Here is a 26,335-nt window from a genome sequence, read left to right as displayed (position 1 = left end):
GCGGATCCGATGGTTCAAGGCAATGGATGAGGTGCGTTGCTGCATGGGTTCAAGCCTGCCGGACCGCGTACCCCACATTTGTGCCCGCGCCGACGGTCAGGGCAAGGGCTGCTGTTCGATCCGCTGCTCAATCGCGCCGAATATGTGACTTCCATCACTATTTTTCATTTCGATGCGGACGACATCGCCGAATTTCATGAAGGGCGTACTGGGTTTGCCGTCGCGCAGCGTTTCCACCGTGCGCTTCTCCGCGAAACAGGAGGCGCCCTTGGAGGTGTCCTCGTTGGCGATGGTGCCCGAACCGACGATGGTGCCCGCCGACAGCGGCCGGGTCTTGGCCGCGTGCGCCACCAGCTGCGAGAAGTCGAACTGCATGTCGACTCCGGCTTCGGGCGCGCCGAACCATTCGCCATTGATGTGCGTGAGCAGCGGTAGATGCACTTTGTTGTCGCGCCAGCTAGCGCCGAGCTCATCGGGGGTGACGAAAACCGGCGACAACGCCGAACGCGGTTTGGACTGCAGAAAACCGAAGCCCTTGTTTAATTCTCCCGGGATCAGGTTGCGTAGCGACACATCGTTGACTAGACCGATCAGCTGAATGTGCGCGGCAGCCTGTTCCGGGGTCACCGCCATCGGCACGTCGTCGGTAATCACTACGATCTCGGCCTCCAAATCGATGCCGTAGTCCTCACTGATCACGCGCACCGCATCGCGCGGACCGTAGAAGGCGGCGCTGGTGGCCTGGTACATGAGTGGATCGGTGTAGAAACTTTCAGGCACTTCCGCCCCACGCGCACGGCGCACGCGTTCGACATGCGGAAGATAAGCGCTGCCATCGACGAACTCGTAGGCGCGCGGCAGCGGCGCCGCCAATACGTTGAAATCCAGGTCGAACACGCCGTCGGCATCGCCGCTGTTGAGCGACTCGGACAGGGCATTGAGGCGCGGGGCAAGGTTGGACCAGTCCTCCAGCGCAACCTGCAGGGTTGCGGCTATGCCGGTGGCACGGACGGCGCGGGAAAGGTCTCGCGAGACGACGATCAGGGTGCCGTCGCGGCCGCCTTCCTTCAAAGATCCCAGCTTCATCCAAACCTCCAGAGTGACTGCATTGACTATATGGTTTCAATTGTAACTAAAACTTGGACGGCCCCGTCCTTGTAGAGCCGAGCTTGCTCGGCTGCTCTATTACTCCCACAAAGCCAAAGCAGCCGAGCGAGCTCGGCTCTACAAGGCTTATTCGTCACCCTGGAAATTGCCGGCGCGATAAGTCAGGACCAGGGTATCGCGGTAACCATAGTCGCCCAACGGCTGGATCGGCGTGGATTCATGGATCACGCGCGCGTCGTCGAGCAGCATCAGCGTCCAGGGCTCGGTTAGGGTGAAGCGCTGGCCGTCGGGGCCAGTGGCAGCGAAGACGCGCGTTTCGCCACCACTGATCTCATGACGTCCCACCAGCAGCACGGCCACGAAATCCACGCCATCGCGATGCGCGCCTTCCGGGGTGGGACGGCCGATGCCGTCAGCGGTGTCGATACGGAACTGGTGAGCCTCAACGAACCAAGGTTGCGCGCCCTTCAATGCAGTGCAGACTTCGGCCAAGCCCTGCAACAACTTGATCCAGGCCGGATGCGCGACCGTGTCGGACCGCATCGGCTCGAACCAGCGGCGCATGCCGCCATGCAGCGCGTTGTATTCCTCGGACTGCCAGTGGGCGCGGTGCGGCGCCTGGGTAAGCCGCCCATGCTCCGACACGAAACAGGAATGGCGGCGTTTGCGATAGCTGCCGCCGTCCTTGAGGTAGCGGTCCGGCTGCAGATCGTCCCAGCCCGGCTTCAGTTCATCCAGCAAGCGGATGTCGAAGCCGCATAGCGCGCCGACGGTCGCCGGAGCCAGCACCGCATAGCCGCGCTCGCGCAGCTGCGGCAGCAGCGCGTCGGGTTCGACGAAAGGGGGAAGGAAGGTGGCGACCATCTTTCAATTCACTCCCTGCGGATCACTAACCGGTCGGACTTGGCTAAAACGCAAAAACCCGCACGGGGCGGGCTTTTGCTGCTGGGGCGGGTTCTGCTCCAGCGATTGCTTGCGACTTTGATGTGGCTGCCCCGGATGGATTCGAACCACCGAATGCCTGAGTCAGAGTCAGGTGCCTTACCGCTTGGCGACGGGGCAATATTACTTTTGCGATTAGCGCTTCGAGAACTGGGTGGCGCGGCGTGCTTTGTGCAGACCGACCTTCTTACGCTCGACTTCGCGGGCGTCGCGGGTCATGAAACCGGCCTTGCGCAGCTCCGACTTCAGGGTTTCATCGTACTCCACCAGCGCGCGGGCGATGCCCAGACGGATGGCGCCGGCCTGGCCGGTGGTGCCGCCGCCAGCGGCGGTGACCTTGATGTCGAAGCTTTCGGTGTTCTTGGTCAGCTCCAGCGGCTGGCGCACGATCATGCGCGCGGTTTCACGGCCGAAGAACTCGTCCAGCGGACGGTCGTTGACGGTGATGTTGCCGGTGCCCTTGCGCAGGAACACGCGGGCGGTGGAGGACTTGCGACGGCCAGTGCCGTAATTCTGAGTAATTGCCATGATCAGATATCCAGGACTTGCGGCTGCTGGGCGGCGTGCGGGTGATTGGGGCCTGCGTAGACCTTGAGCTTGCGGTACATCTCGCGGCCCAGGGTGTTCTTCGGCAGCATGCCCTTGACGGCGATCTCGATCACGCGCTCGGGGTGACGCTCCAGCGCTTGCGCCAGGGTCTCGCTTTTGAGGTTGCCGATGTAACCGGTGAAACGGTAGTACATCTTGTCGGCCAGCTTGTTGCCGGTCACGTGGATCTTCTCGGCGTTGATCACCACCAGGTAATCGCCGGTATCGACGTGCGGGGTATAGACGGGCTTGTGCTTGCCGCGGAGGCGACGGGCCAGCTCGGTAGACAGGCGACCCAGGGTCTTGCCTGCTGCGTCGACGACGTACCAGTCACGCTGGACGGTCTCGGACTTGGCGCTAAACGTATTCATGAAGGAGCTCGATGTTGTTTGGTCGGGCGGATTGCGCGGGGGAAATCCCCCTGCGGAACTTTGCCACGCGTTGTAAGGGTGGAACGAAAGAGGCGGGATTGTACGTACCGCCGTGCTGCATTGCAAGCAAACCCAGGCCTTTCTGAATAGCCGAATCCGCTGTGCGGCAGACTCCATCGCCGCCAGCCGGCACAATACGGCCATGACCACGCGCGCCCTCACCCCGCTTGACCGGCTGCTGATCGATGCCCAGAACGCCCTCGGAACCTTGGCCGGCAGGCCCGTCGCGCGTCGCCCCAACCCGGCCGCCGACACCGCCGACGTTGAACTCGACGCAAACGAGCGCCGCCACGCCGCCGGCCTGATGCGCATCAACCACGTCGGCGAGGTCTGCGCCCAAGGCCTTTATTTCGGCCAGGCCGCGGTCGCCCGCGACCCGCAGACCCGGGAACACCTGCTGGAGGCCGCCCAGGAAGAGACCGACCACTTGGCTTGGTGCGCGGACCGGCTGGAAGAACTCGACAGCCGTCCCAGCCTGTTCAATCCCTTCTGGTACGCCGGCAGCTACTCATTGGGCGTACTGGCCGGCCTGCGCGGCGATGGCTGGAATCTGGGTTTCGTGGTGGAAACCGAACACCAGGTCGAGGCCCATCTGGACGAGCACCTGGAGAGCTTGCCGGAAGCGGACCTGCGCAGCAGAGAGATCATCAAAGTGATGAAGGCCGATGAGGCCCGCCACGCCGATCACGCCGAACAAGCGGGCGCACGAATATTGCCGCAGCCTATTCCGACGTTGATGACGGCAGCCTCCAATCTGATGAAGGCCGTGGCCTACCGGCTCTGAGGCCAGTGCCTTTGTAGGAGCGACGCGAGTCGCGAGGCCCTCAACTCTCGAACCTCAATGGTTTCGCGACTCGCGTCGCTCCTACACGGTCAGGCCGAGGTGAGTTTCAGGCCGATTACACCGCTAACGATCACCGCAATGCAGAGCAGCCGCGCTGGCGAAGCGCTTTCCGAAAACAGGGCGATGCCCAGAATCGCAACGCCCACTGCACCGATACCGGTCCAGATCGCATAGGCCGTGCCGACCGGAATCGCACGCAAAGCTTGAGTCAGCAGCCACAAGCTGATCGCCGCGGACACTACGGTGCCCACGCTAGGCCATAAGCGGGTGAAGCCTTCGGTGTACTTCAGGCCGATGGCGAAGCCGATCTCGAAAACGCCGGCCAGCAACAGATAAATCCAGGGCATGTTGTTCTCCTCGAACGGGTGCATGAAACGAAAAACGGCCCGGGGCTTTCGCCACGGACCGCCGTCGGTCTTGGTAGCGCAGGTAATGGATGCCTGCGCGCGGGTCGTCCCGCCTTTGTCTGATGCCGCTCAAGATAGCGGGGAATTCCCGAATCCAGTGTAACCAGGGCTTACTCGACCAGATTGCGCCCGTGGAACAGCTCTTCGATCTCGCGCTTCAGCAGCGCTTCGATCTTCATGCGTTCCTTGAACGAGAGGTTCTTGGCCTTTTCCTCGAACAGGTATTGGTCCAGGTCGAAGTCCTTCAGGTGCATCTTGGTGTGGAAGATGTTTTCCTGATAGACGTTGACGTCGAACATCTCGTAACGCGACTTGATGTTCTTGGCCAGGAAGTCCTGGATCGAATTGATCTTGTGGTCGATGTAATGCTTCTTGCCCTTTACGTCGCGAGTGAAGCCGCGCACGCGGTAGTCGGCCACCACGATGTCGGACTCGAAGCTTTCGATCAGGTAATTCAACGCCTTCAGCGGCGAGATCACGCCGCAGGTGGCCACGTCGATATCGGCGCGGAAGGTGGCGATACCGTGCTGGGGGTGCGTTTCCGGATACGTATGGACGGTGATATGGCTCTTGTCCAAGTGCGCGACCACGGCATCGGAAATGATCTCCTTGCCGGCCAGCTTTTTGTCGATCACCGGTTCCTCGGAGATCAGGATGGTCACCGACGCGCCCTGAGGATCGTAGTCCTGGCGGGCCACGTTGAGGATGTTGGCGCCGATGATTTCGGCCACATCGGTCAGGATCTGGGTCAGGCGATCGGCGTTGTATTCTTCGTCGATATAGGCGATATAACGCTGGCGCTCCTCTTCCGAGACCGCGTAGCAGACGTCATAGATATTGAAACTCAGCGCCTTGGTAAGGTTGTTGAAACCCTGGAGCCTGAGACGCGGGAGTGGTTTGACCACAGCGGTGATCCCTCTGGGGGAAGCGGCGAGGGGCGCGATTATGAGGCAAACCGGGTGACAACGAAATGTCGGCCTGGCCGGCGTTTGCCGTTGCGCACATATTCAGACTAAGCTTGCTGAACTCACATTTGAATTCCCCCGAATGAGCCTAGGTACACCGATTTCCAACCCTGCGCGTATCGCGGCCAGCCCCCTGACGCCCGATGCCGCCACCATTGAACGCTTCCTGGCCCACTGCCATCGTCGCCGCTACCCGGCGCGGGCGGACGTGTTCCGACCGGGCGACCCTGCCGGCACCCTGTATTACGTGGTCAGCGGCTCGGTCAGCATCATCACCGAGGAAGAAGACGACCGCGAGCTGGTGCTGGGCTATTTCGGCGCCGGCGAATTCGTCGGCGAGATGGGCCTGTTCATCGAATCCGACCGCCGCGAAGTGATCCTGCGTACCCGCACCCAGTGCGAACTGGCCGAAATCAGCTACGAGCGCCTGCACCAGCTGTTCGCCGGCACCCTGGTCGCCGACGCGCCGCGCCTGCTCTATTCCATCGGTTCCCAGCTTTCGCGCCGGCTGTTGGACACCAGCCGCAAGGCCAGCCGTCTGGCGTTCTTGGACGTCACCGACCGCATCGTCCGCACCTTGCACGACCTGGCCCGCGAGCCAGAAGCAATGAGCCACCCGCAGGGCACCCAACTGCGCGTCTCCCGCCAGGAGCTGGCCCGCCTGGTCGGCTGTTCGCGCGAGATGGCCGGCCGCGTACTGAAGAAGCAGCAAGCCGACGGCGTACTGCACGCCCGCGGCAAGACCGTGGTGCTGTACGGCACGCGCTGAACCCACCGGTTTGGGGATTGGATCAGGCGGGCTGCGGCCCGCCTTTTCTTTGCCCATCGATGGCACGAGGTTATCTTTAGCTACTCCCCTCCCGAGCCCGAGGTCCATCCATGCAATGTCCCAAGTGCGCCGGCACCATGGAACGCGTCACCCACCTGGCCTGGCACGCCCACCGCTGCACCGAATGCAAGGGCCTGTGGTTCGACATGGGCGAATACGAACGCCTGAAGGACTACGCCGAAGAAATCGACACCGGCGACGCGCACCGCGGCGAAACCACCAATGAGATCGACCACATCGACTGTCCGGTCTGCGCCGGCAAGCGGCCGCTGATCCGCATGGTCGACCCGCAACAACCGCATATCTGGTTCGAGAGCTGCAAGAACTGCTACGGGCGTTTCTACGACGCCGGCGAGTTTCGCGATTTCGCCGAACACGACTTCCACGACCTCATTCTGGACTGGAAAGCCAAGCCCCGCGATTGATCGTAGGGTGGGCCTTGGCCCACCCTACAAAGGCGAGGCGACCGGCTCGCCGGCGCGCCCCGCGCATCCCCAGTTGAGGATCGGCGTGCCCGGCGGCAGCAGCCGGCGGAACATCTCCACGCGCTTGGCCTTGGGATTCACCACCACCGGCGCGCGCGCAGCTAGCAACAACGGCAAATCGGCGCTGCTGTCGGAATAGGCCGCAGCGATCTCGCCATAACCGCGTTCCTGCAGCATCCGTACTTTCTCTTCATTGTGGCAATGGCGTCGTGCGCCCATCGCCCCGAAGCGCGGACCGACCGCGGTACCGATCACCGGCACGTCCTGATGGGCGACAAAGGCCAGAATGGCGCGCGCCAGCTCCGGCGGCGCGCCGGTGGCGATGACCACACGGTCGCCGGCGGCGCGATGGCCGCGCAGGACTTCCAGCGCCACCGGCAACAGTCGCCGACGGATCTCGCCCTGATGCGTGGCCACGTACAGATCGAGCATGGCGTCGAAACTGCGGCGTCCGTGCAGACCGAAGGTGCCGATCCAGACATAGCCGGAAATGCCACGGCGGCGGGTCGGCAGAAAAGCGACCATCGGCCCCAGCAAGGGTGTGGCGGCCAAAGCTACCAGCGTGCGCAGGGGATTTCGCTTCAGCAACCAGCCCAGCACGTGGCCGAAGGAATCGCCGTCGTATAGGGTGTGGTCGAAATCGAAAACCACTACCGGCGCGTCGGCTCGCGGCACGGGGAAAGTTTGCGTTGAATCAGTTTCACTCATAAGGGAAGAATAACTGACGCAACGCCTCGCCCGGTTCATCGGCACGCATGAAGGTTTCGCCGACGAGGAACGCATGCACGCCCGCCGCGCGCATCCTGGCGATATCGTCGGCCACCACGATGCCGCTCTCGGTGACCAGCAGGCGGTCCTTCGGCACCGCATCCTTCATCGCCAGGGTGTTCTCCAGCGACACTTCGAAAGTGCGCAGATTGCGGTTGTTGATGCCGATCAGCGGCACCGGCACCTGCAGCGCGCGTTCCAGTTCGTCGATGTCGTGCACTTCCACCAGCACGTCCATCTCCAGCTGCATGGCTAGGCCGGAAAGTTCGACCAGTTGGCTGTCGTCCAATGCGGCGACGATCAACAAAATGCAGTCGGCTCCTAGCGCGCGCGCTTCGTACACCTGGTAGGGATCGATGGTGAAATCCTTCCGCAGCACCGGCAAGGTGCAGGCATCGCGCGCCTGCTGCAGGTAGGCGTCGGCGCCCTGGAAGAAATCCACGTCGGTCAGTACCGACAGGCAGGCCGCGCCGCCGAACTCGTAGCTCATGGCGATCTCGGTGGGTCGGAAATCCTGCCGGATCACGCCCTTGGACGGGCTGGCCTTCTTGATTTCGGCGATCACCGCCGCGTCGCCGGTGCCGATACGTTCGTGCAAGGCATCGGCGAATCCGCGCACGGGCGAAGCGTCGTTCGCGCGCGCGATCACTTCGGCCAACGGCGCACGGGCGCTGCGTTCGGCGATTTCCTCGGCCTTGCGGGCGAGGATGGTATTGAGGATGTCGCTCATTCAAAGTCCTATTTGTGCCCCTCCCCTTGCGAAGCCCCCCAAGGGGACTTCCTTCGGGGCGCAGGGGAGGTTGGGAGGGGGTGCTCTTGGCGGAATGTTTAAAAGCCAAGATCAGGATCAAGAGCAACCCCTCCCCAACCCTCCCCTGCTTCGCAAGGGAGGGGGTAATCTACTGCCTGTCCCATCCGTACGCGCGTTCCACCTTGGCCACGCGCAATTCGAAATGCTCGTACCAATCGCTACGTCCACGTTCACGCGCAGCGGTGTGCTCCGCATGACGACGCCAAGCCAGGATGGATTCCTCGCTTTCCCAATACGCCACCGTGATGCCGAAACCGTCGGCGCCGCGCGTGGACTCCACACCAAGAAACCCCGGTTGCTCTTGCGCCAGCTCGACCATGCGCTGCGCGGTGCTTCCGTAGCCTTCCTCGTCGTGCGCGTTGCGCTGCGAAGAAAAGATGACCGCGTAGTACGGCGGTTTGGGAAGTTGCGCGAATCCGCTGTCGCTCATTTCAAGCTCCTTTGGCCAGTAAACGGGTGCTGGCGACGAATTCCTCGAGCTTGGCCAACGCCGCGCCCGTGGTGATGGCTTCGCGCGACATCTCGATGCCCGCTTCGATGGAATCGGCGACACCGGCGACGTACAGCGCGGCGCCCGCATTCAATACGACGATCTCGCGCGCTGGGCCTGGGCGGTTGTCCAGCACGCCGAGCAGCATCGCCTTGGATTCGGCGGCATCGGAGACGCGCAGGTTTCGGCTGGCCGACATGGCGATGCCGAAATCCTCAGGATGCAGTTCGTACTCGGTGACCACGCCATCGCGCAATTCGCCGACCAGGGTGGCCGCGCCCAGCGAGAGTTCGTCCATTCCATCGCGGCCCCACACCACCAGCGCACGCTCGGCACCGAGTTCTTGCAGTACACGCGCCTGGATGCCGACCAGATCGGGGTGGAACACGCCCATCAGGATGTTCGGCGCGCCGGCCGGATTGGTCAGCGGGCCCAGAATGTTGAAGATGGTGCGCACGCCCATCTCGCGCCGCACCGGTGCGACCACTTTCATCGCCGGATGGTGCACGGGAGCGAACATGAAGCCGATGCCGGTGTCGGCGATGGATTGGGCCACCTGTTCCGGCTGCAATTCGATGTTCGCGCCCAGCGCTTCCAGCACGTCGGCGCTGCCGGATTTGGAAGACACGCTGCGGTTGCCGTGTTTGGCGATGCGCGCGCCGGCGGCAGCGGCCACGAACATGGAAGCGGTAGAGATATTGAAGGTATGCGAGCCGTCGCCGCCGGTACCGACGATGTCGACCAGATGGGTCTTGTCGGCTACGTCCACGGTGCGCGAGAACTCGCGCATGACCGTGGCGGCACCGGCGATCTCGCCGATGGTTTCCTTCTTCACCCGCAGGCCGGACAGGATGGCGCCGGTCATGGTCGGCGAGACTTCGCCACGCATGACCTGGCGCATCAGGTCGACCATCTCGTCGTGAAAGATCTCGCGATGCTCGATGGTGCGTTGCAGGGCTTCTTGTGGGCTCAGGGGCATGGTTGGCGCTCTTGTTCGGAAACCGGGATTCCGGCTTTAGCTTTTGTCGTCATTCCAGCGAAAGCTGGGATCCATCTTGATCTTGGAGGTCAACGCACACATCAAAATGGATTCCAGCTTTCGCTGGAATGACGACACTGTTGTTTACTGTTCCAGGAAGTTTTTCAGCAGCGCGTGGCCATGCTCGGTAAGAATGGACTCGGGATGGAACTGCACGCCCTGCACCGGGAACTCCTTATGGCGCAGGCCCATGATTTCCTCGAAGGAACCGTCTTCCAGTTCGGTCCAGGCGGTGATCTCCAGACTATCAGGCAAGGTGGCACGATCGACGACCAACGAATGGTAGCGCGTGGCTTCGTAGGCGTCGGGCAGATGGGCGAACACGCCCTTGCCTTGGTGACGGATGCGCGAGGTCTTGCCGTGCATGATGGTCTTGGCACGGATCACATCGCCGCCATAGGCCTGGCCGATGCTCTGGTGGCCCAGACACACGCCGAGGATAGGCGTGCGCTGGCCGAGACGCTCGATCAGCTCCAGCGAAACGCCCGCTTCGTTGGGCGTGCACGGACCGGGCGAAATGACGATGCGCTCGGGGGCGAGTTTTTCGATCTCATCCACCGTCAGCGCATCGTTGCGCACCACTTTCACCTCGGCCCCCAGCGATTGCAGGTATTGCACGAGGTTGTAGGTGAAGCTGTCGTAGTTGTCGAGCATCAGGAGCATGAATTAGTCCGCCAGCAGGAATACTGCATAGATCTTGTCGTCGAAAGACACATAGCCCGTTTGCAAGGATTCGGGGGCGGCAGCGCCGCGATCCATCCGACTGCCCGTCACTTGTAGGCGGTCGAGGGATCCCCCCGAAAACCCGTCGGACGTTCTCCACTCGTATAGCGCGGGCCAGCTTCCTTCCTGGATGCCGTACTGGAATTGCGGCGCCACATCGGAGACGCTGTATACGCCGGCGATTCTCGCCCCATAGGCCTTGGCAATCACCTCGGCCTTTTCACGCGAAGACTCGATGCTTTTCTGACGAAGCGCGGCACGCAGTTTCTGTTCGTCGGAAAGCTCAGTCGTAACGGCCGAGATCGTCAGCTCTTTAGATGTCTTGATACTGGCAAGAAAGGTCTGCAGATCGGATTGTTTGTCGAACCTCGCGGTAAGCGACCTGGCAACACCCGTCCCGATGAAAACCTGATCTTGCTTGCTTTGGTCGTAACGATGGCGTGGCCCGATCTGCAGAGAAGTCGCCACAACCTCATCCTCTAGCACGTTTGCTGCCTTCAATTGGCTGAGTACTTCTTTCACATCAGCCTCGACACGCTGCCGCGCGATCTCCGGCGCAAGATCGACTGCCTCGAAATTCAACGAAATCTTGAAGCGATTGGGAATGGCGCGCGCCTTGGCGTCGCCATAAACCAGGATATGGCGGGTAGGCGGCAAGGCGTTCACTTGCGCGAACGCATTGGTTGCCAGCAACGAAAGCAACAGCAGTCCTGCGGTCTTGATGGTCATGGAGCGATCTCCTGGAGATGAGCGGGTCGATAACGGGCGATCCGCTTTCGGAGCGCCTCCCTGCTTCGAACGACTCAACCCGGCCGACGGGGTTTGGAATATCGAACCTTCCATCACAATCCCTTCGCAGCTTCCGCCACCGCACGGAACAATGCCCTGCCCTTGTTCATCGTCTCGTCCCATTCCTTCTGCGGGTCCGAGTCGTAGACGATCCCCGCACCCGCCTGCACGTGCAGCCGCCCATCTTTGATGACGGCTGTGCGGATGGCGATGGCGGTGTCGGCGTCGCCGTGCCAGCCGATGTAGCCGATGCTGCCGGCGTAAACGTTGCGCTTGATCGGTTCCAGCTCGCGGATCACTTCCAGGGCGCGGATCTTGGGCGCGCCGCTGACCGTGCCGGCCGGGAAAGTCGCCCGCAACACGTCGGCGTAGCTCAATCCCGGCAATAGCTTGCCGGTGACCTCGCTGACGATGTGCATCACGTGACTGTAGCGTTCGATCACGAACTGCTCGCCCACCTGCACCGTGCCCGCTTGCGATACACGGCCCGCATCGTTGCGGCCCAGATCGATCAACATCAGGTGCTCGGCGCGCTCCTTGGGGTCGGCCAGCAATTCCGCTTCCATCGCCAGGTCTTCGGCATGCGTATGCCCGCGCGGGCGCGTGCCGGCGATGGGCCGCACGGTGACTTCGCTCTCGCCTTTGTCGTTGTGTTCGAGGCGAACGAGGATCTCCGGCGACGAGCCCACCACCTGCACATCGCCTACATCCAGGAAATACATGTACGGCGACGGATTGAGCGCGCGCAGCGCGCGGTACACATCCACCGGCCGCGCATGGAACGGCACGCTGAGGCGCTGCGACAGCACGACCTGAAAGATGTCGCCGGCGCGGATGTATTCCTTGGATTGCTCCACCGCGGCGATGAACCCCTCGCGGGTAAAGCCGGAAACGAAATGGCTTTCGTCCAGCACGTTGCTGGTGATGGGCGCGGGGTACGAGCCGGGCTGGCGCAGTTTGGCAGTCAACGCATCCAGCCGGGATTGCGCATTTTCCCATGCACCGGTTTCGCGCGGGTCGGCGTGGACGATGAGATACAGGCGGCCCTTGAGATTGTCGAAGACGGCGAGCTCTTCGGACAGCATCAACAGGATGTCGGGCGTGTTTAGTTCATCAGGCTTGTCGCCACCGGCCAGGCGCGGCTCGATGTAGCCGATGCACTCGAAGCCGAACCAGCCCACCAACCCACCGGTGAATCCCGGCAGGCCTTCCAGCTTGGGCACCGAATGTTCGGCGCGCATGGCTTCGACTTCGGCGAAGGGATCGGCAACTTCACGACTCTCGACCAGTTCGCCGTTATCGCAGATTTCCATGGTGTGGCCGCGGAAAGTGACCACGCGCCTGGCCGGCAGGCCGATGATGGAATAGCGGCCGAAACGCTCCCCGCCTTCCACCGATTCCAATAGGTAGGTATGCGGCGCATCGGCGAGTTTCAGGTAGACCGACAGCGGCGTGTCCAGATCGGACAGCACCTCGCGCACCACCGGGATGCGGGTATGGCCTAGCTCAGCGTGTTGCAGGAATTGCGGGTGCGTGATCAAAACGGGTTTCCTTCCGGATCGCGGGGGTCAGGCAGACGATGGCAACAGGCCACCATCGCCAACTGCGAGCGGAAGGAACGGCGCGGGAGAGCGTCTGCGTGATCACGCGGCTACTTTAGCGTGAAAGCGCCTGCGCGCGCACCCGCCGGCCGCACTGCAGGCGCTCCTTTATGATGCCGGACCGCCAGGACCTTGAGATCGCCCACGGCATGAATGCCGCCTCTTTTCCGATACCCGCTGGCCAGCGATGGCTGGTCGCACTGCTTTTGCTGGTCGCCGCCGCCTTTGCCGTTGCCGGACTGGCGGCCATGTTCGTCCTGTCGCCCAAGGTGCTGTACGCCGATCCGTGGCGGTTCATTGCCCATTTCCTGACCACCCCCTGGCCCTGGAACGTGCTGGAAGCGGACAACGGGCACCGCGAACTCTTCCCCAACTTGGTGCGCGTGCTGGAACTGAATTGGTTGCAAGCCAATCAGTGGCTGCAGATCACGGTCGGTGCGGCTCTGGCCAGCGCCACGGGAGCGGCGCTGGCGTGGGGGATCCGTCGCGAACCGGTCGGCGCCGCGACCAAGGCGGCGGCCCTGCTCTTCGCCGTGGTCGGTATTTTCTGGCTGGGCAATGAAAGGTCGCTGGCCCATGGCAACGAATCGGTGCATGTCTACCTGGTGACGCTGTGCCTGGCGCTGGGCTGCTGGCTGCTGTCGGACCGGTCCGCCGACGTCTCGCCGAAACGGCTGGCGATAGTGGTGCTGCTGGGAACGGTGGCCGCGTTTTCCTTCGGTAGCGGCATTGCGTGCTTCGCTGGCTACGTCATGGTGCTGCTGTTGCGGCGCGCGCCCTGGTCAAGCGTCGGTGCGGTCGCCGCAGGTGCGGTCGTGGCCGCGGCGCTGCATCTTTCGCTCGGCAATACAGGTCTGGGTAATGCCGGCGGCGGCCCATCCTTCCAATTGGTCCCACAACTGTTGCGCTGGTTGTCGGCTCCTTTCGTGTACGCGGCCTGGCCGCTGCTGGACAGCAATGCCGCCGCGCAAATTCCGGTGGCGAGTGCGCGGGACGCGTGCCTGTTTCTGGCCAGGGGATTCGAGGGCCTTTTCGGGCCGGCGCACACGGCGGTCTGGCCGAATGCATTGCTAGGAATCGGCGGTGCGTTCTGGCTGCTGCAATCGAGTCATGCGACATGGCGCCGACCGCAAGCTCTGCGCATGGAACGGGTAGCGTTGGGCATCGCGTGGTTCGCGCTGACGGTGGGCGTGCTGGTCTGTGTCTCGCGCTCCGGCTACTTCGTCCAGTATCCGCAACAGCTGGTCGCGCCACGCTATGTGCCCTGGTCCAGCCTGTTCTGGAGCGGTCTGGCGATGACGACCGTGCTGCGTTGGCGACCTTCCAAGCCCGTCTATTGTGCGGTGTGGACCTTGTTGGCAGCTGTGCTGCTGGCGCCCAGCCAAGCGTGGATGGCGATGCTGGCATATCGCACCCAATCGCTGGCGGAACTCAACGCGGTAGGCGCCGCGGTGGGTGTGATCGGCGAGAACGCGGAGCTGGGCGAGAACGTTGCCTCCGAAATCGTCACCGCGCTGCCCCTGTTGCGGCGATCGGGCACGGCCATGTTCGCCTGGCCCGAGGCCCGCGCGATGGGCCAATCCCTGCCCGCCGACGCGCATGCGGTAGGGGTGGAAAATCTGCAGCTCGCGCCCGTGGCCAATCGCTTGGGTTCGCCGGGCTATGCGGTTGCATTTGAACTGGAAACGTCCGCATGTCCGCGGCTGGTGCTGGTCGGCGAGGCAGGCAAAGTTGTCGGCATGGCGGTACGCCGTGGCCGAAGCGCCTATTGGCAGGGCTGGACGCGACAAGCGTCAGGGCCGAAAACAGGGGTTTTCGCGACATGCGAATCCCGAATTACGTCAGCGATTCCTCGACGCAACAGCTGACTTCCTGAGGACACCTGCCACCTCAGCGAGTGTAACGATCGCGTCACATCCAGCGCCTAGCATCAAAGTCCATAGCAGGGACGACTGGCGGAGGCAGGATAAGCCTCCAATTAATTCTTGGGGCGTTCGCGAAAGCGGACGCCCTTATCTTTTGGCCGCAACCACGGCCTCACGCATCTTCGCGATCACCTGCCCGTAGTCCGGCGCATTGAAGATCGCCGAGCCGGCCACGAAAGTATCCGCGCCGGCTGCGGCGATTTCGCCGATGTTGTCGGCCTTCACCCCGCCGTCGATTTCCAGGCGGATGGCTTTCCCGCTCGCATCGATTTTCTTGCGTACCGCGCGCAGCTTGTCCAGCGCCGAGGGAATGAAAGCCTGGCCGCCGAAGCCGGGGTTCACCGACATCAACAGCACCATGTCCAGGTCTTCCAACACCCAGTCCAGCGCGTCGACCGGCGTAGCCGGATTCAGCACCAGTCCGGCCTTGCAACCGTGCGATTTGATCAATTGAATGGTGCGGTGCACGTGGTTGCTGGCTTCCGGATGGAAGCTGATCAGGGTGGCGCCTGCTTCGGCGAAATCGGGAACGATGCGATCCACCGGCTTCACCATCAGGTGCACGTCGATCGGCGCGGTCACGCCGTGCTTGCGCAGCGCGCTGCAGACCAGCGGGCCGATGGTCAGGTTGGGCACGTAGTGATTGTCCATCACGTCAAAGTGCACCCAGTCGGCGCCGGCCTTCAATACGTTGTCCACTTCCTCGCCCAGGCGGGCGAAATCGGCCGAAAGGATGGAAGGGGCGATGATGCAGTCGGACATGGAGGGAGTTCCGTTATGGATCGGTGTGGTGGCCGGTATCGAAAGTCAGCGCTTGCGTAGCTTCCTGATGCGGTCGTAGGCGGCGTTGATTTCACCGGCCTTCTTCTCGGCCTGGCGGCGCAGGTCGTCGGCCGCGCCGCTCATCTTGTCGGGGTGGTACTGGGAAATCAGCCGGCGATAGGCCTGATCGATTTCCGCATCGCTGGCCTCGCTGGTCAGATTGAAGACGCGATACGGGTTGTCGCGGCTCAGTTTGAACCAGTCCTGGTCGAAGGCATGACCGATGATCAGGCCTATCAATGCACCGAAAACGGGATTCGGGCGGAACAACAGCGCGCCGGCGATCAGGCCCAATAGTTTTCCGTACCAGCGGTTCATCGGCGACCTTGCTTCCTCATTGCCTGCATTTTACGGCACGGCAGCGTCCGCGCGCCGTAAACTAGGCGGCCTGCTCCCTTTCATCCGGCGGACCCAGGCTCCATGCCCACTACCCTGCTTCAATCCGATCTGCCCGGCCTGACGCTGCGCCATCGCGGCAAGGTACGGGACGTCTTCGACCTGCCGCGCGAGCGTCTGCCTGCCGATGCGATGGCGGGCGGCATCAATGGGGACTATCTGTTGATGGTGGCCACCGACCGTCTGAGCGCGTTCGACGTGGTGTTGCCCGACCCTATTCCCGGCAAGGGCGAGATGCTCTGCCAGATCTCCAATTTCTGGTTCGAGAAGACTGCGCACCTGCTGCCGAATCACCTGACCGGCATCGAGGTGGCTTCGGTGTTGCCTGAAGGCGTGGATCCGGCGTTGTACGCCAAACGCAGCGTGGTGACCAAGCGCCTGAAGCCGGTGCCGGTGGAAGCCATCGCCCGCGGCTACCTGATCGGTAGCGGCTGGAAGGACTATCAGCGCACCGGCGCGGTCAGCGGCATCGCCCTTCCCGATGGTCTGCGCCAGGCGGAGAAGCTGCCGGAACCGATCTTCACGCCTTCGACCAAAGCGGCGGTGGGCGATCACGACGAGAATATCGACTTCGACACCATGGTCAAAGCCGTGGGCCCCGAACTGGCCGAACGCGTGCGCGATGCGACCTTACGCATCTACACCTTCGCCGCCGACTACGCCGCGCAACGCGGCATCCTGCTGGCCGACACCAAGTTCGAATTCGGCACCGATGCCGACGGCCGCCTGTATGTGATGGACGAAATGCTGACGCCCGATTCGTCGCGCTATTGGCCGGCCGATGAATACGAAGTGGGCACCAGTCCGCCGAGCTACGACAAGCAGTTCGTGCGCGACTATCTGGAGACATTGGATTGGGATAAGACCGCGCCCGGACCAATGCTGCCGGCGGAAGTGATTGAACGCACGCGCGCGAAATACGCCGAAGCGCTGCAGAAACTGGCCGGTATCGTGGTGGAATGAAACTCCGTGCGTCCGGATTATGTTTGCGTGGAACATTCGGAATCACAGCGATGCATACTGCAGAATGAATTTCGACCGACGAACGGACTTTGAATTTCCGTCGGCGTCGCTATACTGACTCCACATCCTCTGCTGTGAACGACGGCGTGCAAAACATTCGCCTTGTCCCTTAAATACGACCACGGGAAGGGAACGGAAGCCAGGAGCGCAAGTCCGCCTTGTAGCGGAAAGCCCGAAGGCCCCCAACTCTTCCCACTTGAACCCCGGGTTCAAGGTCGTTTCGCAAGCATCGTCATGGCGGAGGATGTATTTTTTTCCTGCGCTCGCAGCGGCGCCTCGATTCATCGGCCCTGTTCATCGGGCTCGATCCGGAATTCCCCGTCGCGTCTACGCGACGCGCTCCCCCTTATCCGTTCTCGCCCTTAGCCGACCCTTCCGCCACGCCATTCGGCCGTTCGGCCCTGCTTGGCTTAGCCCGCTTGGCTTAGAATCCCGCACATGAAATCTCCTGCGCGGTTTTTCCAATGATTCCGGACCGCGCCAGCCTGCGCAGCGGATTGCGCTCGCAGCGTCGCGCCATTCCCGCGCCGCAACGTATCGCTGCGGCCGACGCGCTGGCCAATCGCCTGCTGTCCCTGGCTTTCGCGCCCGAATCCGGCTACGTCGCCGGCTACTGGGCCATGGACGGCGAGATCGCGCTGCACAGCTGGCAACTGCGCCTTCCACGTGAACTGATCTACTGCCTGCCCGTGCTGTACCACGAAAACCAATTACGTTTCGCGCCGTGGCGACCGGGCGACGCGCTGGTGACCAATCGTTTCGGCATTCCGGAACCGGAGGTGGAAGCCGATTCCGCCCTCGCGCCCGAAGCCATGTCGATGGTGGTCATGCCCCTGGTCGGGTTCGATGGCGCCGGCCGCCGTCTCGGCATGGGGGGCGGCTGGTACGATCGCAGTTTCGCGTTCCGCAATGCCTCGATGCCGCCGCCCTGGCTGGTGGGCGTGGGCTTCGATGCGCAACGGGTCGACACGCTCGCTTCCGAAGCGTGGGACGTAATGCCCGATGCGATCTGCACCGAAAGCCAAACCCTGCTGTCCGAGCCCCGTGAATACGAGCCCCGTGAGCACAAGCCCCATGAGTAGCCGCAAACGCTATTGGCTGATGAAGTCCGAACCGGACGCCTTCTCCATCGACAACCTGCAGAAGGTGGGCGTGGAACCCTGGAACGGCGTGCGCAACTACCAGGCGCGCAACCACATGCGCCAGATGCAGGTCGGCGACGGCGTGCTGTTCTACCACTCCAGCTGCGCGATACCCGCCATCGTCGGCATCGCCAAGGTGGCGAGCGTGGCGTATCCGGACCCTACCCAGTTCGATCCCAAGTCGGACTATTTCGATGCCAAGAGCACGCGCGAGGAACCACGCTGGTCGCTGGTCGATGTCGCTTTCGAGCGCAAGCTCAAGCGCGCGATTCCGCTGGAAGAGATCAAGCAACACGCTGATGCGCTGGGCGAAGGCTTCGCGCTGACCCAGCGCGGCTCGCGCCTGTCGGTATCGCCGGTCAGCGCGGCGCAATGGAAGCTGCTGCTGTCCCTCGAATAACTCAACCACCGGAACCAATCCCGTGTCGCAGAACGAAGCAAAGCGCCTGGCCGCCGAAAAAGCCATCGAGTACGTGGAAGACGGCATGATCGTCGGCGTCGGCACCGGTTCCACCGTGGCTTTCTTCATCGATGCGCTGGCCAGGATCAAGCACCGTATCGCCGGCGCGGTTTCCAGTTCCGACCAGAGCACCGAACGCTTGCGCGCGCACGGCATCGAGGTGATGGAACTCAACAACACCGGCGACCTGGCCCTGTACGTCGACGGCGCCGACGAATGCGATCCGCACAAACGCCTGATCAAGGGCGGCGGCGCGGCGCTGACCCGCGAGAAGATCATCGCCGAGGCCAGCGAGAAGTTCGTCTGCATCATCGACCCGGCCAAGCTGGTGCCGGTGCTGGGCAAGTTCCCGCTGCCGGTGGAAGTGATCCCGATGGCGCGCAGCCTGGCCGCGCGCCAGATCCTGGCCCTCACTGGCGGCCAGCCGGTCTGGCGCGACGGCGTGGTCACCGACAACGGCAACGCGATCATCGACGTGCACGGATTGTCGATCGTCGACCCGGTGGCGATGGAACGCGAACTGTCGCAGATTCCGGGGGTGGTCTCGGTGGGACTGTTCGCGCGTCGCCCGGCGGATGTGGTGATCATCGGCGGTGAACCGCCGCGGCTGCTGTAAGCGCGGATGCGGTAAGCCTGCGCTTGCGGGCCCCGCCGACAACGCCTCAACCGGCGGACAGGGCCTTCACCAGTTCGCCCACCAGCTCGCGCCGTTTGGGCGGAAGCGCCAGGAACGCCTCGATCACATGCCGCTCGCGGACGCCCGCGCCCGCCGGCCAATTGGCTTGGGTTTCGGCCACCTTGTTCTTTGGGGAGCCACCGAAACGCAGGACATGCGGCGGCACGCCGAACACATCCGCCAGTACCTGCAGCTTGTCCTGCTCCGGCATGGAGCGGCCCTTCAACCAGCGCGAGGTGGTCTGGAAACTCACCGACCGGCCGCGGTACTTGGCATTGAACAGACGGAACAGCACAGCCGGACGCGGCTCATAGCCGAGCGCCCGCATCGCCGCCACCAACCGTTGGGAGAATTCGTAACGCTCGTCGCTCATGACCCGGGAAGTTACTGGCGCGCAGGACCCCCTGATTCACTATTAATGTTCATTGACATGAACTTATGTGGTTCATAGAGTGATTCCAAAGGCTGTCCCACAAGGATTGGACGCCGAACGCCTTGCTGCCGGAACGCCTTATCGCGAGGCCGGTCGGCATCGTTTTCATGACATGGAGAGATTGCCAATGAGCCTGTCGTTGCCGAGTGAACCGGAAGAGGAAGCGCCCGAAGAAGCCTCGCCGCCGGGCGCCGCCGTCCCAGCCGATCCGCATACCAGCCTCGAGCGCCTGATCCACCTGCTGCAGGGCAGCGCGGAATCGTGCGTGGCCGATGTCGGTATCACTCCGCTGCCTTATGCCCAGTTGGACAAGCTTTCCAGCAGCGCCAAACAGGAAGCCGAGCTGTGCCAGGACCGCTTGGAACTGTTGCTGGAACTACTGGAATGCTGCGTGGACCACAGTGCCATGCCCGAACCGCACACGCTGGTGCGCATGACCCGGCAGCTGTTGCGATTGGCGCGCGACCAGCGCCGCTGGCATGACCTAGCCGACAACGCCGCGTACTACCGCGATAACGCCCAGGTCGCCGCGCGCATCTCCCAATACCTGTCGGGCCGCCAACGCGAGAGGTGAATCACCCCAGCACGATGCGCAACCATGCCAGTCTCCGGCCTCTTGACGCCATCGGCTGCTTGCCGGAAGGTGCGGCATCTTCGTCGGGAACCCCTCCATGCCCTCTCTTCGCGCCAGCCTCCTCGTGCTTTTGACCTTGCTCAGCGGCTGTGCGAGCGCAGGTAGTTGGGTGGAGCTGGGCGGCCAGCGCTATCGGGTCGAAATAGCCGACGACGACGCCGAACGTGCCCGCGGGCTGATGTTCCGCGATGAACTGGCGGCCGGTACCGGCATGATCTTCCTGCACGACCGCGAAGAACCGCAGGCGTACTGGATGAAGAACACCAAGATCCCGTTGGACATCCTGTACTTCGACAACGCGCGCAAGCTGGTGGCGCAACAACGCGACGTGCCGCCGTGCACCGCGGGCAACGCCTGCCCGCCGTATCCCAGCAACGCGCCGGCGCGCTACGTGCTGGAACTGAACGCGGGCGAAGCGGCGAAACTGAAACTGCAGAACGGTGCCGAGCTGAAATTCAGCGACGATATTCCCAAGCTGCCGTGAAGGTGGGAGCGGCTTCCAGCCGCGAGCTTTTGCTCGGATTGGCTCACACCTAGTAGGCAAGAGCTCGCGGCTGGAAGCCGCTCCCACTAAGGCACACGCCAGGGCTTGATTGTCGCGGCGATTAACCCCAATCTTGGGCCATGGGGGTACGACTGACATTGCCGGACTGGAGTTCGCTGGCGGCGCAGGCTGACGATACCGTGCCCCTGCTGGAAACCGCGCTGCTGATCGCGCGCGACGAATACCCCAACCTCGACGCCGACCTCTACGACACCTTGGCGCAAAGCCACGCCGAGCACCTGCGGCCGGAGATCGAGGCCATCGACGCCTGGCCGCTGAAGATGGCGGCCATCAACCGGCACCTGTTCGACGAACTGGGCTATACCGGCAATCACGACGAGTATTACGACCCGCGCAACAGCTATCTGAACGAAGTGTTCGAGCGCCGGCTGGGCAATCCGATTTCATTGGCGATGGTGCAGATCGAAGTCGCGCGCCGCCTGGGCGTGCCGTTGGATGGCGTGTCCTTCCCCGGCCATTTCCTGGTGCGCCTGCCGGTGGACGACGGCATCCTGGTGATGGACCCGTTCAACGGCGGCCGCCCGTTGGGCGCGGACGAACTGCGCGAACGCGCCAAGCCGCATCTGGGTGGCGACATTCCCGACGACAACGCGCTGATGCATATCCTGGACCCGGCTTCGCACCGCGCCATCCTGATCCGCATGCTGCGCAACCTGCATGGCGTGTACGCCGAACGCGACGAATGGGATCGCGCCGCGCGCAGCGCGGACCGCGTACTCAAGCTGTCGCCGGAACAACCGGAAGCCTTGCGCGACCGCGGGCTGGCCTATCTGAAGATGGACTACAAACAGGGCGCGCGGCACGATCTTGCGCGTTACCTGCACGTGGCGCCGGAAGCGGCCGACGCGCACGCCCTGCGCGAGCGCCTGGTGGAACTGAACACCAGCAAATCACGCATGCACTGACCCGCTTTTTTGTAGGAGCGCCCCATGGGCGCGAGCTTTTTGTGCGGATCTGCGTTAACAGCTACTAGGAGTTCGCGCCCATGGGGCGCTCCTACAGGGATTGTTTAGTCGACTTCGACCATCTCGAAATCGTCCTTGGTCACGCCGCAATCCGGGCAGGTCCAAGTGTCGGGAATGTCCTTCCAGCGCGTGCCGGGCGCCAGACCTTCTTCCGGCAGACCCTTAGCCTCGTCGTAGATGAAGCCGCAGACGACGCACATCCAGGTCTGGTAACGGCTGTCGTCGGAATCGGTCATCGGAGGATAATGGCGGGGAAGCGGGCGCCTATTGTCCCATTCCCCACCCCGCACCGGAAGTTTGCCGATGAATTCCCGCTGGCCGCATCGCGGCCCCGCGCCCTCAGGGCCTGCTGTTACTGCTGTTACGGGGTCTGCTGTTACGGGGCCTGCTGTTACGGGGCTTTATCTGATTACGCCGGACGAAGCCGACACCGCAAACCTGCTGGCGCGAACGGCGCCGCTGCTGGCGGCGGGCGCGACCTGGTTGCAATACCGCAACAAGACCGCGGGCGACGCACTGCGGCACGAGCAGGCGACCGCATTGCAGTCGCTGTGCCGGCAGGCCGGCGTGCCGCTGATCGTCAACGACGACGTGCGCCTGGCCAAGGCGATCGGCTCGGCAGGCGTGCACCTGGGCGAAGACGACGGTGATATCGCCGCCGCGCGCGCACTGCTGGGCGCGGAGGCGATCATTGGCGCCTCCTGTTACGACCGTTTCGAATTGGCCGAAGCCGCAGTCGCGGCGGGCGCGGACTATGTGGCTTTCGGCGCCTTCTTTCCCACTCGCAGCAAGACCGGTACACGTCAGGCCACACTGGATCTACTGTCGCAAGCCGCCTCGCTGGGCGTGCCGCGGGTGGCGATAGGCGGCATTACCCCGGACAATGCATGTTCGCTGATCGAAGCCGGAGCGGACCTGGTGGCGGTGATTTCCGGCGTCTACGACGCACTGGACCCCGCAGCCGCCGTGCAGGCCTACCGTCGATGTTTTTCGTAGAAGCGAGCGGCCCGCCGCGACGCTTCCCGCTTTTGTAGATCCGAGCTTGCTCGGATGCTTTTCGCGAAAATCAAGAGCATCCGAGCAAGCTCGGATCTACAAGTCATAAGAACAAAACATCGCTCCATGAACCCCGCCACGCAGTCCCAGACAAAGAACGCCATGAACCACGAAAAATCCCACGCTCTGTTCACCCGCGCCCAGGAACTGCTGCCCGGCGGCGTCAATTCGCCGGTGCGCGCCTTCAAGTCGGTGGGCGGCGAACCGTTTTTCGTGCAGCGCGCGGACGGCCCCTATCTGTTCGACGTGGACGGCAACCGCTACATCGACTATGTCGGCTCATGGGGTCCAATGGTCGTCGGCCACAACCACCTGCAGGTACGCGACGCCGTCCAGCGCGCGATCCAGGACGGCCTGTCGTTCGGCGCGCCCTGCCCGGCCGAGGTGACCATGGCTGAAACGCTCACCCGGCTGGTGCCGTCCTGCGAAATGGTGCGCATGGTCAATTCCGGCACCGAGGCCACGCTGTCGGCGATCCGCCTGGCCCGCGGCGCGACCGGCCGCATGCGCATCGTCAAGTTCGAAGGCTGCTACCACGGCCATGGCGATTCGTTCCTGGTCAAGGCCGGCTCCGGCATGTTGACGCTGGGCGTGCCCACTTCGCCCGGCGTGCCCAAAGCATTGGCCGACCTGACTTTGACGTTGAGCTACAACGATTTCGATGGCGCCACCGAATTGTTAGACTCGCTGGGCGGCGAAATCGCCTGCGTGATCGTGGAACCGGTGGTCGGCAACGCCAACTGCCTGCCGCCGCGCGAAGGCTATCTGCAGCACTTGCGCGAGCTGTGCAGCAAGCACGGCGCGTTGTTGATCTTCGACGAAGTGATGACCGGTTTCCGTGTCGCGCTCGGCGGCGCGCAGGCGCTTTATGGCATCACGCCCGATCTCACCACCTTCGGCAAGATCATCGGCGGCGGCATGCCGGTGGGCGCTTACGGCGGACGTCGCGATCTGATGACGCAGATCGCGCCCAGCGGACCGATCTACCAGGCCGGCACGCTCAGCGGCAATCCGGTGGCGATGGCGGCGGGCTTGGCGATGCTGGAACTGGTGCAGGCGCCGGGATTCCACGACCAATTGAGTGCGGCCACCCACGCGCTGTGCGATGGACTGGAAGCGGCCGCGCGGGAAGCCGGTGTCGCCGTCACCACCAACCGCGTCGGTGGCATGTTCGGCCTGTTCTTCACCACCGAGAAAGTGGATACCTATGCGCAGGCCATCGCCTGCGACACAGCCGCGTTCAACCGCTTCTTCCACGCCATGCTGGAACGCGGCGTTTATCTGGCGCCTTCGGCGTACGAAGCCGGATTCATGTCCAGCGCGCACGACCCAGCGATCATCGCGCAGACCCTCGTGGCAGCGCGCGAAGCCTTCCAGGTAGTCGCCGCCGGATGAGTGTGCCGGCGCTGGTTCTGTTCGACCTGGACGGCGTACTGGCGCACTACGATCATGCACCGCGGCTGCGCGTGCTGGCCGAACGCACTCGCAGCAGCCAACGCGCGATCTCGCGGGCCTTGTTCGAGTCCGGCCTGGAACTGGAAGCCGATCTGGGTGTCCACGATGCTCAGGGCCACGCGGACGAACTGGCGAAAAGACTGGGGTCTCCGGTTAATCCAGCGGATCTGATCGCAGCGCGCGCGGCGGCGATGACCGTCAACGCAAACGTGCTGGCGTTGGCCCAGCGGGTGGCACGGAAGGCGCGCGTCGCCATCCTGACCAACAACAACCTGCTGTTGCGGGACAACCTGCCCGCCATTTGCCCGCCTCTGTTTCCGCTGTTCGAGCAACGCGTGTTCTGCTCGGCGCAGTTCAAACTCGGCAAGCCCGACCCCAAGGTGTTCCTGCGTTGCCTGGAAGCGCTGGAGACGCCGCCCGAGGCTTGCTTCTTCATCGACGACAAGCCCGAGAACCCGGAGGGCGCGCGCGCCGCCGGGCTTTCCGCGCACCACTATCTCAACGACACCCTGCTGCGCGCGGAATTGTTCCAGCGCGGCCTCCTGGAGGATCGACCCGATGCGCCTTGAAACCCTCGCCATCCACGCCGGCGGCGAAAGCGACCGCGAAACCGGCGCGTTGACGCCGCCGATCCACCTGGCCACCACCTTCAAGCATGGGCCTACGGGCGAACGTGTCGCGGGTTACGAATACCAGCGCGAGAGCAACCCGACCAACGAGCGTCTGCGCGCAGCGATCGCGGCCCTGGAAGGCGGCGAAACCGCGCTCACCTTCGCATCGGGCATGGCCGCGGTCACTACGCTGCTGGAATCGCTGCCGTCCGGCACGCGGATTCTGCTCCCGGACGACTGTTATTCCGGCGTGCGCATGTTGGCGACGGAATTCCTGCCCGAACGCGGCATCGCGGTGCAGCGCCTGGATATGGCCGATCTGGCGGCTGTGCGCAGCGCCTGCGCCAACGGCGTGGATCTTATCTGGGCGGAGACGCCTTCCAATCCGCTGATGAAGGTCACCGACGTCGCCGCCCTCGCCGCGCTTGCGCACGAACACGGCGCGCTGCTGGTCTGCGACAACACCTTCGCGTCGCCGGTCCTGCAGCAGCCGCTGGCGCTGGGCGCGGACATCGTCATGCATTCCACCACCAAATACTTCGGCGGCCACAGCGACGTGCTGGGTGGCGCGCTGGCGTTCAAGCGCAATGATGACGTCTGCAAGCACGTCGCCCGCCGCCTGCATATCACCGGCGCGGTGCTGGCTCCGTTCAGCGCCTGGCTCACGCTGCGCGGCTGTCGTTCGCTGCCGGCGCGCATGGCCATGCACTGCGCCAACGCGCGCAAGATCGCCGAATTCCTGTCAGCACAACCGCAGGTGGAACGGGTGAACTATCCGGGTCTGCCTTCGCATCCGGGACACGAGGTTGCGGCGCGGCAGATGCGCGATTTCGGCGGCATGCTCAGCGTGCAGTTCCGCGGTGGCCGCGACGCGGCGCTGGCCGTGGCCGGCGGGTTGCGACTCTTCAGCAACGCGACTTCGCTAGGCGGCTGCGAGTCGCTGGTGGAGCACCGCGGTTCGGTCGAAGGTCCGCATACGACCACACCGCAGAACTTGCTGCGCATGTCGGTGGGGTTGGAGCATGTGGATGATCTGATTGAGGATCTGCGGCAAGCTTTGCAAGAGGCTTGAAGAGCGCGCTGTCTTAACCCTTCTCCCCTCGGGAGAAGAGCCTGCCCCGTACTTGATACGGGGTGCCCGCAGCGCCGGATGAGGGTACGGCGAAGTCCATGATGGTGAACTATTTGGACTTCGCCGCACCCTCACCCCAACCCCTCTCAGCCTTGCACACCCTTCGGGCGCCGCAGGAGAGGGGCTTTAGCTGGAGAGGGGCTTCAGGTCGACGGAATCTTCTTCGCGAAACTCGACAAAGCCGAACGCAAGCGTGCTAAACCGTCAGCAACTTCGACGTC

The 26,335-nt window shown here is 63.3% G+C and carries 32 protein-coding genes, 1 tRNA gene and 1 other RNA gene; 16 read left to right on the top strand and 18 right to left on the bottom strand.

The window, feature by feature from the left end; translation table 11 throughout:
* Positions 1-96 precede the first annotated feature (96 nt).
* The 5 genes from AC1DTQ_RS11335 to rplM all read right to left on the bottom strand — a co-directional run bounded on the left by AC1DTQ_RS11335 (position 97) and on the right by rplM (position 3,008).
* Complete coding sequence (locus tag AC1DTQ_RS11335) at positions 97-1,086, bottom strand: fumarylacetoacetate hydrolase family protein (RefSeq protein WP_477849731.1); 990 nt, start codon at positions 1,084-1,086, stop codon at positions 97-99.
* Positions 1,087-1,233: 147 nt separating this feature from the next.
* Positions 1,234-1,971, bottom strand: a complete 738-nt coding sequence (locus AC1DTQ_RS11330) for a 2OG-Fe dioxygenase family protein (RefSeq protein WP_477849730.1) — start codon at positions 1,969-1,971, stop codon at positions 1,234-1,236.
* 123 nt (positions 1,972-2,094) lie between these two features.
* A tRNA-Gln gene (locus AC1DTQ_RS11325) sits at positions 2,095-2,169 on the bottom strand.
* A gap of 15 nt (positions 2,170-2,184) precedes the next feature.
* Complete coding sequence (gene rpsI / locus AC1DTQ_RS11320) at positions 2,185-2,577, bottom strand: 30S ribosomal protein S9 (RefSeq protein ID WP_477849729.1); 393 nt, start codon at positions 2,575-2,577, stop codon at positions 2,185-2,187.
* Positions 2,578-2,579: 2 nt separating this feature from the next.
* The gene (gene rplM, locus AC1DTQ_RS11315) at positions 2,580-3,008 is read right to left on the bottom strand and encodes a 50S ribosomal protein L13 (protein ID WP_477849727.1); all 429 of its coding nucleotides are present in this window, start codon (positions 3,006-3,008) and stop codon (positions 2,580-2,582) included.
* A 202-nt stretch (positions 3,009-3,210) separates the two neighbouring features.
* On the opposite strand from rplM, the gene coq7 reads away from it, so the two are divergent.
* On the top strand, positions 3,211-3,852 hold the full coding sequence (gene coq7, locus AC1DTQ_RS11310; RefSeq protein ID WP_477849726.1) for a 2-polyprenyl-3-methyl-6-methoxy-1,4-benzoquinone monooxygenase: 642 nt from the start codon (positions 3,211-3,213) through the stop codon (positions 3,850-3,852).
* Between the two features lie 89 nt (positions 3,853-3,941).
* On the opposite strand, the gene sugE is transcribed toward coq7, so the two are convergent.
* On the bottom strand, positions 3,942-4,259 hold the full coding sequence (gene sugE, locus AC1DTQ_RS11305) for a quaternary ammonium compound efflux SMR transporter SugE (RefSeq protein WP_477849724.1): 318 nt from the start codon (positions 4,257-4,259) through the stop codon (positions 3,942-3,944).
* Positions 4,260-4,429: 170 nt separating this feature from the next.
* Positions 4,430-5,224 (bottom strand): adenosylmethionine decarboxylase, encoded by a 795-nt coding sequence (speD, locus tag AC1DTQ_RS11300; RefSeq protein WP_093286533.1) that lies wholly within the window; start codon positions 5,222-5,224, stop codon positions 4,430-4,432.
* Between the two features lie 142 nt (positions 5,225-5,366).
* Here speD and crp point away from each other — a divergent pair, with 142 nt between their 5' ends.
* A complete protein-coding gene (crp, locus tag AC1DTQ_RS11295; protein WP_477849721.1) occupies positions 5,367-6,053 on the top strand; it encodes a cAMP-activated global transcriptional regulator CRP in 687 nt (228 codons plus the stop codon).
* 110 nt (positions 6,054-6,163) lie between these two features.
* On the top strand, positions 6,164-6,538 hold the full coding sequence (locus AC1DTQ_RS11290; RefSeq protein ID WP_477849719.1) for a TFIIB-type zinc ribbon-containing protein: 375 nt from the start codon (positions 6,164-6,166) through the stop codon (positions 6,536-6,538).
* 24 nt (positions 6,539-6,562) lie between these two features.
* Here the strand turns inward: AC1DTQ_RS11290 and AC1DTQ_RS11285 are convergent, their stop codons facing one another.
* The 7 genes from AC1DTQ_RS11285 to trpE all read right to left on the bottom strand — a co-directional run bounded on the left by AC1DTQ_RS11285 (position 6,563) and on the right by trpE (position 12,759).
* Positions 6,563-7,306, bottom strand: a complete 744-nt coding sequence (locus AC1DTQ_RS11285; protein ID WP_477849718.1) for a haloacid dehalogenase-like hydrolase — start codon at positions 7,304-7,306, stop codon at positions 6,563-6,565.
* The gene (gene trpC / locus AC1DTQ_RS11280) at positions 7,299-8,096 is read right to left on the bottom strand and encodes an indole-3-glycerol phosphate synthase TrpC (RefSeq protein WP_477849717.1); all 798 of its coding nucleotides are present in this window, start codon (positions 8,094-8,096) and stop codon (positions 7,299-7,301) included. The genes AC1DTQ_RS11285 and trpC overlap by 8 nt, the downstream gene beginning before the upstream one ends.
* Positions 8,097-8,265: 169 nt before the next feature.
* Entirely contained in the window at positions 8,266-8,607 is a 342-nt protein-coding gene (locus AC1DTQ_RS11275) for an antibiotic biosynthesis monooxygenase family protein (RefSeq protein WP_477849716.1), read from the bottom strand.
* Position 8,608: 1 nt separating this feature from the next.
* Positions 8,609-9,646 (bottom strand): anthranilate phosphoribosyltransferase, encoded by a 1,038-nt coding sequence (gene trpD, locus AC1DTQ_RS11270; RefSeq protein ID WP_477849714.1) that lies wholly within the window; start codon positions 9,644-9,646, stop codon positions 8,609-8,611.
* 144 nt (positions 9,647-9,790) lie between these two features.
* Positions 9,791-10,369 (bottom strand): anthranilate synthase component II, encoded by a 579-nt coding sequence (locus tag AC1DTQ_RS11265; RefSeq protein WP_477849712.1) that lies wholly within the window; start codon positions 10,367-10,369, stop codon positions 9,791-9,793.
* Positions 10,370-10,372: 3 nt separating this feature from the next.
* Entirely contained in the window at positions 10,373-11,158 is a 786-nt protein-coding gene (locus AC1DTQ_RS11260) for an SIMPL domain-containing protein (protein ID WP_477849710.1), read from the bottom strand.
* 113 nt (positions 11,159-11,271) lie between these two features.
* A complete protein-coding gene (gene trpE / locus AC1DTQ_RS11255) occupies positions 11,272-12,759 on the bottom strand; it encodes an anthranilate synthase component I (protein ID WP_477849709.1) in 1,488 nt (495 codons plus the stop codon).
* A 170-nt stretch (positions 12,760-12,929) separates the two neighbouring features.
* Here trpE and AC1DTQ_RS11250 point away from each other — a divergent pair, with 170 nt between their 5' ends.
* Entirely contained in the window at positions 12,930-14,687 is a 1,758-nt protein-coding gene (locus AC1DTQ_RS11250; protein ID WP_477849708.1) for a hypothetical protein, read from the top strand.
* Positions 14,688-14,831: 144 nt separating this feature from the next.
* Here the strand turns inward: AC1DTQ_RS11250 and rpe are convergent, their stop codons facing one another.
* Complete coding sequence (rpe, locus tag AC1DTQ_RS11245; RefSeq protein WP_477849707.1) at positions 14,832-15,506, bottom strand: ribulose-phosphate 3-epimerase; 675 nt, start codon at positions 15,504-15,506, stop codon at positions 14,832-14,834.
* A gap of 45 nt (positions 15,507-15,551) precedes the next feature.
* Entirely contained in the window at positions 15,552-15,884 is a 333-nt protein-coding gene (locus AC1DTQ_RS11240) for a J domain-containing protein (RefSeq protein WP_310095549.1), read from the bottom strand.
* A 102-nt stretch (positions 15,885-15,986) separates the two neighbouring features.
* On the opposite strand from AC1DTQ_RS11240, the gene AC1DTQ_RS11235 reads away from it, so the two are divergent.
* From AC1DTQ_RS11235 to rpiA, 5 genes are all read left to right on the top strand, one after another.
* A complete protein-coding gene (locus AC1DTQ_RS11235) occupies positions 15,987-16,925 on the top strand; it encodes a phosphoribosylaminoimidazolesuccinocarboxamide synthase (protein WP_477849705.1) in 939 nt (312 codons plus the stop codon).
* A 123-nt stretch (positions 16,926-17,048) separates the two neighbouring features.
* Positions 17,049-17,233, top strand: a non-coding RNA gene (gene ssrS, locus AC1DTQ_RS11230) — 6S RNA.
* Between the two features lie 216 nt (positions 17,234-17,449).
* Positions 17,450-18,067: a 5-formyltetrahydrofolate cyclo-ligase gene (locus tag AC1DTQ_RS11225; protein ID WP_477849704.1), complete on the top strand. Its 618-nt coding sequence runs from the start codon at positions 17,450-17,452 to the stop codon at positions 18,065-18,067.
* Entirely contained in the window at positions 18,060-18,527 is a 468-nt protein-coding gene (locus AC1DTQ_RS11220; RefSeq protein WP_477849703.1) for an EVE domain-containing protein, read from the top strand. The genes AC1DTQ_RS11225 and AC1DTQ_RS11220 overlap by 8 nt, the downstream gene beginning before the upstream one ends.
* Before the next feature lie 22 nt (positions 18,528-18,549).
* The gene (gene rpiA, locus AC1DTQ_RS11215; protein ID WP_477849702.1) at positions 18,550-19,203 is read left to right on the top strand and encodes a ribose-5-phosphate isomerase RpiA; all 654 of its coding nucleotides are present in this window, start codon (positions 18,550-18,552) and stop codon (positions 19,201-19,203) included.
* A gap of 46 nt (positions 19,204-19,249) precedes the next feature.
* Here rpiA and AC1DTQ_RS11210 read toward each other — a convergent pair whose 3' ends face one another.
* On the bottom strand, positions 19,250-19,636 hold the full coding sequence (locus tag AC1DTQ_RS11210) for a hypothetical protein (protein WP_477849701.1): 387 nt from the start codon (positions 19,634-19,636) through the stop codon (positions 19,250-19,252).
* Between the two features lie 187 nt (positions 19,637-19,823).
* Here AC1DTQ_RS11210 and AC1DTQ_RS11205 point away from each other — a divergent pair, with 187 nt between their 5' ends.
* From AC1DTQ_RS11205 to AC1DTQ_RS11195, 3 genes are all read left to right on the top strand, one after another.
* Positions 19,824-20,270 carry a hypothetical protein gene (locus AC1DTQ_RS11205; RefSeq protein ID WP_477849700.1) on the top strand — a complete coding sequence of 149 codons (447 nt, stop codon included), beginning with the start codon at positions 19,824-19,826 and terminating at the stop codon, positions 20,268-20,270.
* 97 nt (positions 20,271-20,367) lie between these two features.
* On the top strand, positions 20,368-20,814 hold the full coding sequence (locus AC1DTQ_RS11200; protein WP_477849699.1) for a DUF192 domain-containing protein: 447 nt from the start codon (positions 20,368-20,370) through the stop codon (positions 20,812-20,814).
* A 140-nt stretch (positions 20,815-20,954) separates the two neighbouring features.
* Complete coding sequence (locus tag AC1DTQ_RS11195) at positions 20,955-21,800, top strand: SirB1 family protein (RefSeq protein WP_310095532.1); 846 nt, start codon at positions 20,955-20,957, stop codon at positions 21,798-21,800.
* Positions 21,801-21,904: 104 nt separating this feature from the next.
* Here the strand turns inward: AC1DTQ_RS11195 and AC1DTQ_RS11190 are convergent, their stop codons facing one another.
* Positions 21,905-22,096 carry a rubredoxin gene (locus AC1DTQ_RS11190; protein ID WP_477849696.1) on the bottom strand — a complete coding sequence of 64 codons (192 nt, stop codon included), beginning with the start codon at positions 22,094-22,096 and terminating at the stop codon, positions 21,905-21,907.
* 67 nt (positions 22,097-22,163) lie between these two features.
* Here AC1DTQ_RS11190 and thiE point away from each other — a divergent pair, with 67 nt between their 5' ends.
* The 4 genes from thiE to AC1DTQ_RS11170 all read left to right on the top strand — a co-directional run bounded on the left by thiE (position 22,164) and on the right by AC1DTQ_RS11170 (position 26,054).
* Complete coding sequence (gene thiE / locus AC1DTQ_RS11185) at positions 22,164-22,856, top strand: thiamine phosphate synthase (protein ID WP_477849695.1); 693 nt, start codon at positions 22,164-22,166, stop codon at positions 22,854-22,856.
* 162 nt (positions 22,857-23,018) lie between these two features.
* Positions 23,019-24,311, top strand: coding sequence for a glutamate-1-semialdehyde 2,1-aminomutase (gene hemL / locus AC1DTQ_RS11180; RefSeq protein WP_477850064.1), 1,293 nt, complete (start codon positions 23,019-23,021; stop codon positions 24,309-24,311).
* On the top strand, positions 24,308-24,940 hold the full coding sequence (locus AC1DTQ_RS11175) for an HAD-IA family hydrolase (RefSeq protein ID WP_477849694.1): 633 nt from the start codon (positions 24,308-24,310) through the stop codon (positions 24,938-24,940). The genes hemL and AC1DTQ_RS11175 overlap by 4 nt, the downstream gene beginning before the upstream one ends.
* Positions 24,930-26,054 (top strand): trans-sulfuration enzyme family protein, encoded by a 1,125-nt coding sequence (locus tag AC1DTQ_RS11170; RefSeq protein WP_477849693.1) that lies wholly within the window; start codon positions 24,930-24,932, stop codon positions 26,052-26,054. The genes AC1DTQ_RS11175 and AC1DTQ_RS11170 overlap by 11 nt, the downstream gene beginning before the upstream one ends.
* Positions 26,055-26,335 lie beyond the last annotated feature (281 nt).

The sequence above is a fragment of the Pseudoxanthomonas sp. P4_B2 genome (genome assembly GCF_056402315.1).
Note: the sequence above shows the minus strand (reverse complement) of the source record. Positions and strands in the feature narration are given on the sequence as shown.

Excerpts from the sequence above, each read along its gene's own strand:
- AC1DTQ_RS11250 (WP_477849708.1), top strand. The coding sequence starts at position 12,930 with ATGATGCCGGACCGCCAGGACCTTGAGATCGCCCACGGCATGAATGCC.
- hemL (WP_477850064.1), top strand. The coding sequence starts at position 23,019 with ATGAACCACGAAAAATCCCACGCTCTGTTCACCCGCGCCCAGGAACTG.
- rpe (WP_477849707.1), bottom strand. The coding sequence starts at position 15,506 with ATGTCCGACTGCATCATCGCCCCTTCCATCCTTTCGGCCGATTTCGCC.
- AC1DTQ_RS11170 (WP_477849693.1), top strand. The coding sequence starts at position 24,930 with ATGCGCCTTGAAACCCTCGCCATCCACGCCGGCGGCGAAAGCGACCGC.
- AC1DTQ_RS11335 (WP_477849731.1), bottom strand. The coding sequence starts at position 1,086 with ATGAAGCTGGGATCTTTGAAGGAAGGCGGCCGCGACGGCACCCTGATC.
- AC1DTQ_RS11210 (WP_477849701.1), bottom strand. The coding sequence starts at position 19,636 with ATGAGCGACGAGCGTTACGAATTCTCCCAACGGTTGGTGGCGGCGATG.
- trpC (WP_477849717.1), bottom strand. The coding sequence starts at position 8,096 with ATGAGCGACATCCTCAATACCATCCTCGCCCGCAAGGCCGAGGAAATC.
- AC1DTQ_RS11275 (WP_477849716.1), bottom strand. The coding sequence starts at position 8,607 with ATGAGCGACAGCGGATTCGCGCAACTTCCCAAACCGCCGTACTACGCG.
- AC1DTQ_RS11225 (WP_477849704.1), top strand. The coding sequence starts at position 17,450 with ATGATTCCGGACCGCGCCAGCCTGCGCAGCGGATTGCGCTCGCAGCGT.
- AC1DTQ_RS11200 (WP_477849699.1), top strand. The coding sequence starts at position 20,368 with ATGCCCTCTCTTCGCGCCAGCCTCCTCGTGCTTTTGACCTTGCTCAGC.
- AC1DTQ_RS11205 (WP_477849700.1), top strand. The coding sequence starts at position 19,824 with ATGAGCCTGTCGTTGCCGAGTGAACCGGAAGAGGAAGCGCCCGAAGAA.
- sugE (WP_477849724.1), bottom strand. The coding sequence starts at position 4,259 with ATGCCCTGGATTTATCTGTTGCTGGCCGGCGTTTTCGAGATCGGCTTC.
- AC1DTQ_RS11265 (WP_477849712.1), bottom strand. The coding sequence starts at position 10,369 with ATGCTCCTGATGCTCGACAACTACGACAGCTTCACCTACAACCTCGTG.
- AC1DTQ_RS11235 (WP_477849705.1), top strand. The coding sequence starts at position 15,987 with ATGCCCACTACCCTGCTTCAATCCGATCTGCCCGGCCTGACGCTGCGC.
- AC1DTQ_RS11195 (WP_310095532.1), top strand. The coding sequence starts at position 20,955 with ATGGGGGTACGACTGACATTGCCGGACTGGAGTTCGCTGGCGGCGCAG.
- AC1DTQ_RS11285 (WP_477849718.1), bottom strand. The coding sequence starts at position 7,306 with ATGAGTGAAACTGATTCAACGCAAACTTTCCCCGTGCCGCGAGCCGAC.
- coq7 (WP_477849726.1), top strand. The coding sequence starts at position 3,211 with ATGACCACGCGCGCCCTCACCCCGCTTGACCGGCTGCTGATCGATGCC.
- thiE (WP_477849695.1), top strand. The coding sequence starts at position 22,164 with ATGAATTCCCGCTGGCCGCATCGCGGCCCCGCGCCCTCAGGGCCTGCT.
- AC1DTQ_RS11220 (WP_477849703.1), top strand. The coding sequence starts at position 18,060 with ATGAGTAGCCGCAAACGCTATTGGCTGATGAAGTCCGAACCGGACGCC.
- rplM (WP_477849727.1), bottom strand. The coding sequence starts at position 3,008 with ATGAATACGTTTAGCGCCAAGTCCGAGACCGTCCAGCGTGACTGGTAC.
- AC1DTQ_RS11290 (WP_477849719.1), top strand. The coding sequence starts at position 6,164 with ATGCAATGTCCCAAGTGCGCCGGCACCATGGAACGCGTCACCCACCTG.
- rpsI (WP_477849729.1), bottom strand. The coding sequence starts at position 2,577 with ATGGCAATTACTCAGAATTACGGCACTGGCCGTCGCAAGTCCTCCACC.
- trpD (WP_477849714.1), bottom strand. The coding sequence starts at position 9,646 with ATGCCCCTGAGCCCACAAGAAGCCCTGCAACGCACCATCGAGCATCGC.
- AC1DTQ_RS11260 (WP_477849710.1), bottom strand. The coding sequence starts at position 11,158 with ATGACCATCAAGACCGCAGGACTGCTGTTGCTTTCGTTGCTGGCAACC.
- AC1DTQ_RS11240 (WP_310095549.1), bottom strand. The coding sequence starts at position 15,884 with ATGAACCGCTGGTACGGAAAACTATTGGGCCTGATCGCCGGCGCGCTG.
- AC1DTQ_RS11175 (WP_477849694.1), top strand. The coding sequence starts at position 24,308 with ATGAGTGTGCCGGCGCTGGTTCTGTTCGACCTGGACGGCGTACTGGCG.
- AC1DTQ_RS11190 (WP_477849696.1), bottom strand. The coding sequence starts at position 22,096 with ATGACCGATTCCGACGACAGCCGTTACCAGACCTGGATGTGCGTCGTC.
- crp (WP_477849721.1), top strand. The coding sequence starts at position 5,367 with ATGAGCCTAGGTACACCGATTTCCAACCCTGCGCGTATCGCGGCCAGC.
- AC1DTQ_RS11330 (WP_477849730.1), bottom strand. The coding sequence starts at position 1,971 with ATGGTCGCCACCTTCCTTCCCCCTTTCGTCGAACCCGACGCGCTGCTG.